This window comes from Moorena producens PAL-8-15-08-1, assembly GCF_001767235.1.
Taxonomy (GTDB): domain Bacteria; phylum Cyanobacteriota; class Cyanobacteriia; order Cyanobacteriales; family Coleofasciculaceae; genus Moorena; species Moorena producens_A.
In genome coordinates this window covers 8,734,342-8,748,549 of sequence record NZ_CP017599.1, presented here as the reverse complement: position 1 = coordinate 8,748,549, position 14,208 = coordinate 8,734,342, and the positions used below count along the sequence as shown (strand labels likewise).

The following is a 14,208-nucleotide window of genomic DNA, read 5'->3' as shown; positions in this document are numbered from 1 at the left end:
CTATAAATCCCGGCAAGAGACATAGTGATACCAAGGCTTGGGTGGGCTAGTGGTATCGGTAGGGAAAGAGGTGAGAATGATCGTACCATCGGGACCCGTCATCCAGCCTTGAGCTTCCACAATCCGTTTTCGCTGAGAATTCTGTGGAATAGAATTGTGTTCGGTCGATGGCGCTAAGGTCTGATTCTTATCAAGATTGTGATCAGTTTCACTAAGGGTTTGATCATCAAGAGTCACCCAATCAGCAATGATGGTTTGACCAATAATCGGGTCGAAGGGACTAACCGGAATGCCACCGCGTCCAGTAACAATAAATTCACCGAGTTCATCGACTGAGATTTTTCCACTTCTCGGACAGCTAGCAACAATCAGTGATGATGGGTCAGTTAAATTGCTTGGTAGTTGATCTAATCCCCGAGGGGGTTCAGGATTGCCCGTATTGATGGTCACTATTCCTGGATCAGACTCAGAACTGGCATCGATATCATTAGAGCCATTGCCTGGCATGGCTGTGCGCTCCTCAATCAGACGGACATCTTCGGCATCAATGGTGATTTTACCGCCTAGACCTTCTTTAGCTTTGGCAATGATATCGCTACCATTACCAGTTGGGGGAAAGGCAATTAAGAGGTTGGTATCAATATCAATGTTGCCACCCATAGCTTGCTCGGAAGCCTCTGCGGAGATTAGGCTTTCGTTAAGCATCACTATCCAGTCTGATACGTCTAGTGTGATATTCGCTCCTGATTCCCCAGTCTCGGCAGTTTTAGCTTCTAGTCTTCCGTAGTTGAGCAACAGGGAATTAGCCGTAATGTCCAGATTTCCTGCTACCCCGTTGTCACTGGTTACAGTTATTATTCCTCCATCTTCAACTTTCAGGGAATCAGTATTGATGGTGATATCCCTGGCTTGACCACTTAACTCGCCGGAGCTGTCAGAGAGTAAACCACTGGAAATAGTATTATTAGTGGGACTAACTCCAGAGATAGTAATCGAATTAGCATGGATGTTAATTTTCCCAGCATTGGCTCCACTCTCACCAATGTCAAGTGGTGCGCCGAGGCTACGCTGACCGATCAGGTAGTGCTGGGCAACTGTTTCAGGAGATAGGGCTGTGTTGTAGACGGCTACTTCATCAATGACACCATTGAAGGGTTGGTTTAAGTTGTTATAGTTCGTCCACTGCCCGATCAAGACACGGGGGTCTTCCCCATTAAAAAAACCTTGATTATTGCGATTAATTTCCCTGCCATTGACAAAAATAGTGTTAGTATCGGAACTTTTGTCGTAACTAGCTACAACGTGATACCAAGTATTTGTTTTAATTATGTTCTCTGGTGTTTCCAAATCATTGGGAAAATCACCGAAACGAACAGAAGCGTTCTCGTTCAATCTGAAATATAGACTATTACTTTTGTCATTGTCACTACGTATCTTTTGATCTTCGTTTTGTATCCCGAAATAGGCTTGTCTTTTTCCAATTTTGTTTGGCTTTATCCAGGCTTCTACAGTAAAGGATTGATTGGAGATATCTAAATCTGAACCTGATTGAACAGTACCTATATCCACAGCAGTATCATTCTTGCCATTAAATTCTCCTGCTGTACCGGATATCCCTGGAACACCCTGAGTTACACCTTTATAGGTACCGTTGAAGCCATTGCCAGTAGCATTAAAAGCTGTTGAGCCACTAGTTTCATCAAGACTCCAGTAGACGATTGGGTTATCACCCAGCACTGCTTCGTTATAGGTTGTGTCAGGATCATCCAGTACTTGTTGCACTAGCCTGACTGGGTTAAATCCTTGGGTACGGGTTGCAATAGTGCTCCCGTTGCTGAGGGATAGGGAGTCAGTCCAAATCTCAATCTGGCCACCATTACCACTACTTGTAGCCCTTACTTCACTCAAGATATTACTGTCATTGGTGAGAACAACTGAGTCAGCTGCTTTGACAGATATGTTCCCAGCATTTCCTGGACCAAACGTAGCAGCAGAAATCTCACCCCGGTCTCGGAGGGTGAGCTGATTTGTTGAGATAGTTATCGGTCCTGCATTACCTATGTTGTCCCCAAGATTCCCTGTGCTGGAAGTAGCAGCAGAAATTTGACCCCCGTCTGTGAGGGTGAGCTGATTTGTTGAGATAGTTATCGGTCCCGCATTACCTACCCCAGCAGTACTCGAATCCAATTTTGCCCTATTGGTGATGGAAATAGAGTTAGCCTTAATCTCAACCTTACCGCCATTTCCTATAGCACCTTGCTTTACCTCACTTAAAACACCGCTGGCTATCGTCTGATCTTTATTATTTACCCCATCAAAAACTATGTCCTCTGCTACTTTAATTGTTACGTTACCTGCGTTTCCTTTTCCGAATGTAGAGGCAACTATTCGAGCACCGTTAGTTAGATAAAGTGACCGAGTTTCAATATCGACATTTCCACCACCGTTCTTGCCATCATCAGCTTTACCACTTCGATTAACCCGAGTCAGGATAGAGTTTTGGCCTCCATCCAAGATGATTGAATCACTAGCACGAATGTTGACACTGCCACCACTTCCCCGTCCGATTAGGTTGGACTGTAGGGAGGTATTGGTTACAGAAACTGACCTAGCCTGGATATTAATATCACCAGCAGTACCAGTACCTTGTCCCTCGACACTAGTGACGGCACCACGACCCCTAAAGGAAACTGTATCCCTCGCAAAAATATTGATATCGCCCGAGTCCCCCTTAGACTTTTTTAACCTACCTGTCCCCTGTAGATCTATGTCTCCAACTCTGGCTTGCAGTTGAGCGCCACCGTTAACAAATAAAGAACCTGTGGTAATGGAAATGCCACCGCTATTACCGGTAGCCCTTTCTCTGATAATGTTGAGTATGCCAGTGCGATTATTTACTCTCTCCTTTTCGCCTTCAGATTTACCTTTAAACCCTTCAAAGGTGACTGTGTCATCAGCAACAATGGTAATTTTCCCGGCATCTGCTTCATCAAAGGTACTGGTTTCGATCTGAGCACCGTCAGTGGCAAAGAGGGAGCCAGTATCGATCTTGATATCCCCACCTTTTTCTTTGCCAAAGGTGTTGCTAATAATAAAACTTCCGTCAAGGGATAGTTGATCGTTTGTAACCACGGTAATATCCCCTGCTTCACCAGAAGCGGAAGAGGCATCAATGCGTTCGCGTAGCGTCGGCGAAGCCGAATCGCTTATTTCAATCCTGCCTCGATAATCAATAATCACCTCACCAGCATTTCCTGAAAACCTCTGGTTAGTCTTATCTACCTTACCGTTATCGTTGGCTATGGTACCGTCTCCAGTCAGAATTGAACTAATTTTCAGGGTTTCACTCACTAACGATGAGTTAGCTTGATACTGATTGGTTAACAATACCAATCCATTCGGAGCATTAATCTTAATCTCACCAATTTCGATATCCGCACTAGTAGCAGCCGTCCCAAGGTTAGACCCTAAGTTGCCACTATCAGTATTTCCTGGTAAACCCCCCAGTAATGTCCAATCTATGCCAGCACGGATATCTAGGGTAGGTTTGTTACTGCCATCAATCACTACAGACCTTCGAGCTTGATCCGACAAGGTCACATTAGCCAGACTAGCCAAGAAGGGATTGGAGTTATTAGGGCTAATCGCATTATCAGCTGTATCGGTAGAGTTAATCTCAACATCACCAACGCTGACACTCCCTCCTGCCAAAATATGGAGTGACGCTCCGGTATAGTTTCCTAAACTCACATCCCCATTAGTCAGAATAATCGGATCATCAGTACTAACTAAATTGCCCGGTAACCCATCCAACTGTTCGATGCTGACACTTCCGCCAGCGGTATAGTGAGCATTCCCGGTTACCGGATTATGCGTACGCAACTGTAAATCACTACCAGCGAATAAACCACTATCGGTATGGTTATGGGCCGCAATATCAATGGACTGATTACCCTGAATTAGCAGTAAGCCACCAGAGTACGCGATAAAGGGTTGCGCTACACTATCCCTGATGCTGACTGTATCTTCTCCAAACAGAGTCAAATTCCTACCAGCATTCAGTTGACCCTGTAAATCCAAGTTGCCAGCGGCTAGGGTTAAATCTTGTCCTACGGCTAAATTCCCAGCATTGGTAATCGTTGTCCTGGGGTCATATTTGCCATACTGCAATCCTGGGGTGATATTAATCGTTAACAGTGGCGGGGCTTCTGGGGATGTGGCACTAAACTCCTGGCCATCACCAAATACCAAACTATTGGCAGTAGACGCGAAAAACGAACCAGCTACATCTAATCTGGCCTTGGCTCCAAACACAATACCATTGGGATTGAGCAAAAACAAATTTGCTGCACCATCTACTCCCAAAGTGCCTTGAATATTCGATAGATTACTGCCGGTTACTCGTGTTAATATCCTCTGAATTCCCGAGGGATTAGCAAAATAAACCCGTTGCAGTTCTCCTACATTAAATTCCGCAAAACTATGGAACAAATTCTCCCCACGAGTTGCTCCACCTTCAATTAAATCTGCCAGCGACCCCTTGACCTGTACATTAGGAGTTACCCTTGACCCTTCATTTCCCAAGCTGCCATCGGGAGTCATCTCAGCTAAAACTGGACCAGAAAACCCCCAAGCCAAACATGTGGTTAGGCGAATTATCCTTAATTCTAAACAAGCACCAACAGCCATAAGCTTTCTAACCAATCAAATGGTATTATTGGCCAATTATATAACAGATTTTACCTTCTAAAAATTTCAATCCTGTTAACTTAACTAATCTTAATTATTCGGTTACTTATTAAGTAAATCATTAGCTAAATCATTAGCTAAGTCATTTCACACTTTACACTGCTGATGTTAATTTAACTTGCTGATTACATATTCTCTGTTCCGGTGATCCCCTGTTTCCCTTTCTCTTTGATAAATAATGGTATTCCAATCTAAATGCTGAACAGCTTAATTTAAATCCCGGCAAGAGAAATAGTGATACCAAGGCTTGGGTGGGCTAGTGGTATCGGTAGGGAAAGAGGTGAGAATGATCGTACCATCGGGACCCGTCATCCAGCCTTGAGCTTCTACAATCCGTTTTGGCTTAGAATTCTTTTCGGTGGAGGGAGCTAAGGTCTGATTGTTATCAAGATTGTGATCAATTTCCGTAAGGGTTTGATCATCAAGAGTCACCCAATCAGCAATGATGGTTTGACCAATAATCGGGTCGAAGGGACTAGCCGGAATGCCACCGCGTCCAGTAACAATAAATTCACCAAGTTCATCGACTGAGATTTTCCCACTTCTCGGACAGCTAGCAACAATCAGTGATGATGGGTCAGTTAAATTAATTGGTAGTTGATTTAATCCCCGAGATGGGTCAATATTGCCCGTATTGATGGTCACTATTCCTTGTGTACCAGAGTCAGAACTAGCATCAATATCATTAGTGCCATTGCCTGGCATGGCTCTGCGCTCCTCAATCAGGCGGACATCTTCCGCATCAATGGTGATCTCACCGCCTTGACCATCTTCAGCTTTGGCTATGATATCGCTACCATTAGGACCAGTTGGGGGAAAGGCAATTAAGAGGTTGGTATCAATATCAATGTTGCCACCCGTAGCTTCATCTAAAGCCTCTGCGGAGATGAGGCTTTCGTTAAGCATCACTATCCAGTCTGATACGTTTAGTGTGATATTCGCTCCCTCTTCGCCTCTATTCAGTTGAGTTTCAGCTAAAAGTTTTCCGCCGTTAAGCAACAGCGAATTAGCCGTAATTTCCAGATTCCCTGCTATCCCTTTCTCACTTCTGACTGTTATTTTCCCTCCATCTTCAACCTTCAGGGAATCAGTATCAATTGTGATCTTACCAGCTTGACCAGTAGCTTTCTCTTCTGCAGCGCTGGCAATGAGTCCATCATTAACAGTTAGTGTATTGGCAGTTAATATAATATCTCCACCTCTGCCATTGCCCTTCGTGCTAGCATTTAGCCTGGCACTATCAGTCACTGAAATAGATTTAGCCTCAATTTCAATCTTACCACCGTTGCCCCCTGTTGACTGAGGATTGACACCAGTCAAGATCCGACTAGATCTGTCTTTAATGTCCACTCCGTCTATTAAAAACTGATCACGAACCGTAATGATCACATCCCCACCATCCCCCTTGCCTTTAGTAACAGAAGCTAACCTGGCACCTTCAGTAATGGCCAATGAACCTTCTGTAACTGTGATCCTGATATCGCCAGCATCCCCCTTACCCTGGGCTTGAACATCACTAACTATACCACTATTTACTGAACGATTTACTGGACTCAGCTCCCTGATTCCGTCAAATAAAACGCGATCGCGAGCTATTATTTCCACATCACCCCCGTTTCCTCTACCCTTGGTTTCGGAAATTATCAGAGCACCGTTAGTAAACGAAACTGACCCAGCTTTAATCAATACCTTGCCACCGTTGCCCTCTGCTTCAGCTGTAACTCGAGTGAAGATAATACTTGAAAATGAATTACCGTTTTCATTAGTAGCACCCCCATCAAATATAACCTCATCCTCAGCAATAATTGATATGTTGGCACCATTTTCATCGGTCTTGTCAGGATTTCCTTGGTCATTGATATCAGTACTTAATTGACCACCATTGGTCACAAAAACTGACTTTGCCTTGATGGTGATATTGCCACGACCACCTTCAGCTTGTGATTGGTTGCTATCGTTTTGGTCTACTTTATCCTGACCGACCCGAGAGCGCAAACCGCTGGCTACTCTATCATTACTTGCTACCCCGTCAATGGTAACTGTATCCCGAGCTGTTACAGATATATTGCCCGAATTTCCTTGTCCGAGGGTGTCAGCTACGAGTCTAGCACCATTTTTGATAGTGACTGATTCCGCATCAATCGATATATCTCCTGCGCTGCCGATTACGGAAAAATCCACTTTGGTCACAATCGAGTTATTGTTCTTGTCAACGATAACTTGATCATCAGCAATAATTGTTACATCTCCACCATTTCCCTGTCCTTTGATCCTCGACTGCAAGGAAGCATCATTCATAAACAAAGAGCCTGTGGTAATGGAAATACCACCACTATTACCGATAGCGTCTTTTTCTATGTTGTTGACAATTCCAGTAGTAGTGTTAGGATTGTCCGAATTCCCTTCAAAGGTGACTGTGTCATCAGCAATAATGGTCACTTTTCCAGCATCAGCTTGACCAAAGGTACTGGTTTCGATCTGAGCACCGTTTCTGGCAAAGAGGGAGCCAGTATCGATAGTGATATCCCCACCTTTTTCGGTACCAAAGGTATTGCTAATAATGAAACTGTTGTCAAGGGATAGTTCATCATTTGTAACCACGGTAATATCCCCTGCTTTACCAGAAGCGGAAGAGGCATCAATGCGATCGCGTAGGGTCGGCTTAGCCGAATCGCTTATTTCAATCCCGCCTCGATAATCAATAAAGACCTCGCCACCATTTCCTGAAAACCTCTGGTTAGTCTTATCTACAGTACCGTTATCGTTGGCTATGGTGCCGTCACCAGTTAGAAGTGAACTAATTTTAAGGGTTTCACTCACTAACGATGGGTTAGCTTGATACTGATTGGTTAACAATACCAGTCCATTCGGAGCATTAATCGAGATGTCACCAATGGTAATATCCGCACCAGTAGCAGCAGTCTCAAAGTTAGACCCTAAGTTACTACTATCAGTATTTCCTGGAAAACCGCCGAGTAATGTCCAATCTATGCCAGCACGGATATCTAGGGTAGGTTTGTTACTGCCATCAATTACTACAGAGGTTCCAGCTTGATCCGACAAGGTCACATTAGCCAGACTAGCCAAGAAGGGATTGGAGTTATTAGGACTAATGGCATTATCCGCTGTATCGGTAGAGTTAATCTCAACATCACCAAGCCTGACACTCCCTCCTGCCAAAATATGGAGTGATGCTCCGGTATAGTTTCCTAAACTGACATCTCCATTAGTCAGAATAATCGGATCATCGGTACTGACTAAATTGCCCGGTAACCCATCCAACTGTTCGATGCTGACACTTCCGCCAGCGGTATAGTGAGCATTCCCGGTTACCGGATTATGCGTACGCAACTGTAAATCAGAACCAGCAAATAAACCACTTAGGACATGGTTATGGGCTGCAATATTAATTGACTGATTCCCCTGAATTAGCAGCAAGCCACCAGAGTACGCGATAAAGGGTTGCGCTACACTATCTCTAATCGTGACTCTATCTTGTCCGAACAGAGTCAAATTCCTCCCAGCCTCCAGTTGACCCTGTAAATCCAAGTTGCCAGCGGCTAGGGTTAAATCTTGTCCTACTGCTAAATTCCCAGCATTGGTAATTGTGCTCCTGGGGTCATATTTGCCATACTGCAATCCTGGGGTGATATTAATCGTTAACAGTGGCGGGGCTTGATAGGATGTGGCACTAAACTCCTGCCCATCACCAAACACCAAACTATTGGCAGTAGAGGCGAAAAACGAACCAGCTACATCTAATCTCGCCTTGGCTCCAAACACAATCCCATTGGTATTTAGCAAAAACAAATTCGCTGCACCATCTACTCCCAAAGTGCCTTGAATATTCGATAGATTACTGCCGGTTACTCGTGTTAAAATATTCTCAATCCCAGAGGGATTAGCAAAATAAACCCGTTGCAGTTCTCCTACATTAAAGTCAGCAAAACTATGGAACAAATTCTCCCCACGAGTTGCTCCACCTTCAATTAAATCTGCCAGCGACCCCTTGACCTGTACATTAGGAGTTACCCTTGACCCTTCATTTCCCAAGCTCTCATCGGGAGTAATGTCAGCTAAAACTGGAGCAGAAAAACCCCAAACCAAACATGTGGTTAGGCAAATTACCCTTAATTCTAAACATGCACCAACAGCCATGAGCTTTCTAACCAATCAAATGGTATTATTGGCAAATTATATAACAGATTTTACCTTCTAAAAATTTAAATACTTTTAACTTAACTAATCTTAATTATTCGGTTAATCATTAGCTAAATTAGAGGTTGTCTGAGAAGTATCATTTGCTACATCCAAGCCCCCGTTGGTCCCCATCTGTAAAAAAGCGAAGCATCCGCTAATTCCCCCCAGAATTGGGGGGTTAGGGGGGCGGGGGACTTTTAGAAGCAAATTGACTCTTGTTCCCCCCAAAGTTGGGGGGCTAGGGGGGCAAAATTCAGTATCAAAAAACTTGGGAGATATCCTCTTATTAGCTAAATCATTAGACTTCGCGGCAGTTGTCGGGAACAGGGAATAGGGAACAGGGAACAGTGATAAGATTTGACTCTCTCAATACTGAAATTAATTGTTATCACTTCCGTTATTAAGTTTTTTTGTACTGGTGCAAGATCTTAGTATTAGATATTATCTGTTCCGGTGATCCGCTGTTTCCCTTTCCCTTTGAGGAATAATGGTATTCCAATCTAAATGCTGAACAGCTTAATTGAAATCCCGGCAAGATAAATAGTGATACCAAGGTTTGGGTGGGCTAGTGGTATCGGTAGGGAAAGAGGTGAGAATGATCGTACCATCGGGACCCGTCATCCAGCCTTGAGCTTCCACAATCCGTTTTGGCTTAGAATTCTTTTCGGTGGAGGGAGCTAAGGTCTGATTCTTATCAAGATTGTGATCAATTTCCGTAAGGGTTTGATCATCTAGAGTCACCCAATCAGCAATGATGGTTTTACCAATAATCGGGTCGAAGGGACTAGCCGGAATGCCACCGCGTCCAGTAACAATAAATTCACCAAGTTCATCGACTGAGATTTTTCCACTTCTCGGACAGCTAGCAACAATCAGTGATGATGGGTCTGTTAAATTAATTGGTAGTTGATCTAATCCCCGAGATGGGTCAATATTGCCCGTATTGATGGTCACTATTCCTTGTGTACCAGAGTCAGAACTAGCATCAATATCATTAGTGCCATTGCCTCGGATGGCTCTGCGCTCCTCAATCAGACGAACATCTTCGGCATTAATGGTGATCTCACCGCCTTGACCATCTTCAGCTTTGGCTATGATATCGCTACCATTAGGACCAGTTGGGGGAAAGGCAATCAAGACGTCGGTTTTAATAGTAATGTTGCCACCCTTAGCTTGATCGAAAGCCTCTGCGGAGATTAGGCTTTCGTTAAGCATCACTATCCAGTCTGATACGTTTAGTGTGATATTCGCTCCCTCTTCGCCTCTATTCAGTTGAGTTTCAGCTAAAAGTTTTCCGCCGTTAAGCAATAGGGATTTAGCTGTAATGTCCAGATTACCTGCTACCCCTTTCTTACTTCTGACTGTTATTATTCCTCCATCCTCAACCTTCAGGGAATCAGTTACATTGATAGTAATATCACCAGCTACACCACTGAAATCGCCCGAGCTGTCAGACAGTAAACCACTGGAAATAGTATTATTAGTGGGACTAACTCCAGAGATAGTAATCGAATTAGCATTGACTGTAATCTCGCCAGCATTTGCGCCACTATCAGGGAAGGATTCCGGAGATAAACCAAGATTGCGTTGCCCCAATAAGAAGTGACTAGTAATCCTTTCAGGGGATAAGGCTTGGTCATAGACCGCGACTTCATCAATGACACCATTGAAGGGTTGGTTTAAGAAGGGTTGCTTTGAGTTTTGGTCAGCCTCCGCCCAATTTCCGATCAAGACACGGGGTTTTTGACCGGTAAAAGCACCTTGGTTGTTACTCCTGATTTCCCTACCATTGACAAAAATAGTGTTGGTGTTGGAGTCTTGGTCGTAACTAGCCACAATGTGATACCAAGTATCTGCTTGATTAATGATGTTGCTTCGTGTTTCCAAGTCCTCCTCAAAGTTACCAAAACGGACAAAGCCCTTCTCGGTCACTCTGAAATATAGACTGTTACCGTTATTATTAGTCCCTTCCTCTTCGTTATGTATCCCTAAATAGGATTGCTGTTTAATTTCGTTTGGCTTGACCCAGGCTTCTACAGTGAAGGATTTATTGCTGATATCTAATTCCGAACCTGGTACAATAATACCAACATCCACGTTAGCATCATCGTTGCCATCAAATTTTCCTGCTGTGCCTGATACTCCTGGAACTCCCTGAGTTACGCCATTGTTGTAGGTACCGTTGAAGCCATTACCAGAACTGTCAACAGCCTTCTCTATCGAAGTGGTTTCGTCTAAACGCCAGTAGGCTACTGGCTGATCTCGTTGCACAATATCCTGATAGGACTCAGAAGCTAGAACTGCTGGCATTAAACCAAGGGTTCGTGCTTCCACCCGCCCACCATTGATCAGGGATAGGGAGGAAGTGATGATATTAATCTTTCCACCATTACCAGTAGCTGCCTCTTGTACACTGCTGGAAATGACTCCATCATTCAAGAGCAGAACGGATTCTTGTGCCTTCACAAAAATTTCTCCACCATTCCCTTGTGATAAGGTAGCAGTGGAAATTTCACCTCTGTCTTGAACAGTTAGTGTATTGGTGGTTAATCTAATCTTTCCACCTCTGTCATTCCCGCTCGTGCTAGTATCTAGCCTCGCCCTATCAGTCACAGAAATGGAGTTAGCTTCAATGTCAATTGAACCACCTTTTTGATCACTTTTGCTGTCTATTCTCTCAGTTGGCACATTACTGAAAATACCACTAAGTGTGCCATTCATGCCCACTCCGTCTATTGAAACCTGATCACGAACCTTAATGATCACATCGCCACCATTCCCCTGGCCTTGAGTACTAGATATTAACTTGGCACCTTTAGTAATCGCCAATGAACCTTCTGTAACTGTGATCGTGATCGTGCCACCATTCCCCTGGCCATCCCGTTGAACATCACTAAATATGCCACTCTCTACTTCAATCAGCTCGTTGACTCCATCAAATAAAACGCGATCGCGAGCTATTATTTCCACATCACCCCCGTTTCCTTGGCCACGGGTGTTGGAAATTATCTCAGCACCGTTGGTAAACGAAACTGACCCAGCTTTAATCAATACCTTGCCACCGTTGCCTACTGCTTGAGGTCTAACGCGAGTGAAGATAATACTTGAAAATGTCTTGTTTTTTTCATTCTTACCAGCGCCATCAAAGATCACGTCATCCTCAGCAATAATTGATATGTTGCCAGCATTTCCACTGTCATTGATTTCAGTACTTACTTGACCGCCATTGGTCACAAAAACTGACTTTGCCTCTATGGTAATCTCACCACCCTCACCTTTAGCTTGTTGTGGTTGTTTGCTAGACTGCTTCATGGATCTTACACAAACCTAGACATCGGTCTGAAGTCCAATTCCTGCTTCGTTTGTATACGTAGGAAGACGGCTTCTTCTACTCCACAGGCGTTTTATCGGTAGCCACCGACAGTGTTATGTAAAACCTGGTTCCCAGCCCTCTATATTGATTGCTGCGTTGATATCCCGGTCAACAATAAGTCCACAACCACCACAAACATAAATTCGCTTTTGAAGGGGCATATCTTGCTTATGACCGCACTTGTGGCAGGTTTTAGATGAAGGGAACCATCGATCGACCAACGTCAACTTAAAGCCATGAAATTCTTGTTTGTAGGTTAGTAATTCTCTAAATCGATAGAAACCTAACAAAGAAATCGCCTCGGCTAATTTGTGGTTCGCAAGCATCCCTGATACATTCAAGTCTTCGATTTTGATTTCTTGATATGTCTGAGCTAATCGAGTTGTCTCTTTTTGTAAAAAGTCTTCTCGACTGTTGACAATATGCTGATGTTGCTGACGAAGTTTCTGGTAGTATTTGTGGGCGTTCTTACTAGGTTTTTGTTTTCTGGGACCATTGCCTAGCACCTTTTTCCGATTTCTCCATTGTAGTTTCGATAGCTTGATTTTCGCTTTCTTAATCGAACTAGGAGTCTCAATCTTGGTGTGGTCAGATAAGGTAGCAAAGCACTTCACACCTAAATCAACACCAACTTTTTTATGGGTGTGTTTCATTGATGGTAAGGGGCAAGCCTCGATTTTAAACGACACAAACCACTTCCCAGCTTCACGAGAAATTGTGAAAGTTTGAGACCCACAATTAAACGGAATAGCTTCTTTAATTCGGAAGGTTCCTAATGTAGGAATCCTGAGCAATTTTCCAGCTTTTACTAAGCGCTTACCATGTCCATCATCAACGGTAAAACTACATTGATGACGTTTCTTTTTAAATTTAGGTATCCCTGAACAAAGCTTCGGATCGCGCCAACGACTGAAAGCTTTTTTCAAATCTCTCAAAGAGTTTTGATAGATGCGAGAAGAGTATTGATTACACCAGGCAAAATCAGGATTCTTTTTGGTGACGTTGGTAAAAATCTTTTTGATAGCAGTCAATCGCTTAGCATCCGAAGCTTTAACACCGTCAAAATCCCAAGAAGACATCATGATACTGAGACCGTAGTTATATACGAACCGAGAGAAGCCAGCGCAACCAGCTAAGAAGCCAGATTGTTTGTGATTGACTTTAAGTTCTCGTTTGAGTGCATACATGATGTGTATCCTGGGAATTCGACCTTAAACTTGTACTTCCATTTCTACTTTAGCGCAATTTTCCGGATTGTCGATGTTTTTGTCAATATTTTCTTGAATTGGTTGGACAGATCGACGTAGACCGTAGAGCCGACAAGAGAAACAGTGAATAATTGCCATCAGGTCTTCCACCATTTCTTGTTGGGGACTAAGTGACTCATTGTTAGTCACAACGATATTACAATCACAATAGTTAGCTAACTCAACGATCAGCTCGAAGGCAAACCTACATAGACGGTCTTTGTGAGCTACGACGATTGTAGAAATCTGTCCGGATAGCATACGGAATATCAGGTTTAGAAACTTCTTACGTTTGAAATTAAGACCACCACCGACTTCTTTAATCACTTCATCAATTTGAATTCCAGAAGCACAGCAGAAGGTATCCATAGCTTTGACCTGGTTTTCAAGTTCGGGTTTGAGAGCGGGGGATGATACGCGACAATAAACAACTACCAGCCGCTTGGCATGATCACGGGATAGACCTTTAAGTTGATTGATATGCTTCTGGGTGTAAATACGATGATTGCCAAGGCTGCGATCGGCTACCAATTTTCCCGAAATATCCCAACGCTGGAGAGTTCTAACGGTGACACCGGCGATTTTGGCGAATTCATGAGGACGATAATGCATCTTCGACAATCCTGTGTAGGTTTGTCG

At 43.7% G+C, this 14,208-nt stretch carries 5 protein-coding genes; all 5 read right to left on the bottom strand.

Annotation, left to right across the window (positions count from 1 at the left end; all coding sequences use genetic code 11):
- Entirely contained in the window at positions 1 to 4,689 is a 4,689-nt protein-coding gene (locus tag BJP34_RS44955; protein ID WP_158517580.1) for a filamentous hemagglutinin N-terminal domain-containing protein, read from the bottom strand.
- A gap of 267 nt (positions 4,690 to 4,956) precedes the next feature.
- Positions 4,957 to 8,907, bottom strand: a complete 3,951-nt coding sequence (locus tag BJP34_RS37970; protein WP_083305457.1) for a filamentous hemagglutinin N-terminal domain-containing protein — start codon at positions 8,905 to 8,907, stop codon at positions 4,957 to 4,959.
- 558 nt (positions 8,908 to 9,465) lie between these two features.
- Positions 9,466 to 12,261: a LamG-like jellyroll fold domain-containing protein gene (locus BJP34_RS32040; RefSeq protein ID WP_070395830.1), complete on the bottom strand. Its 2,796-nt coding sequence runs from the start codon at positions 12,259 to 12,261 to the stop codon at positions 9,466 to 9,468.
- A 114-nt stretch (positions 12,262 to 12,375) separates the two neighbouring features.
- Positions 12,376 to 13,509 (bottom strand): RNA-guided endonuclease InsQ/TnpB family protein, encoded by a 1,134-nt coding sequence (locus BJP34_RS32035; protein WP_083305249.1) that lies wholly within the window; start codon positions 13,507 to 13,509, stop codon positions 12,376 to 12,378.
- Between the two features lie 24 nt (positions 13,510 to 13,533).
- Complete coding sequence (locus tag BJP34_RS32030) at positions 13,534 to 14,181, bottom strand: IS607 family transposase (protein WP_070393043.1); 648 nt, start codon at positions 14,179 to 14,181, stop codon at positions 13,534 to 13,536.
- Between the last annotated feature and the right edge of the window lie 27 nt (positions 14,182 to 14,208).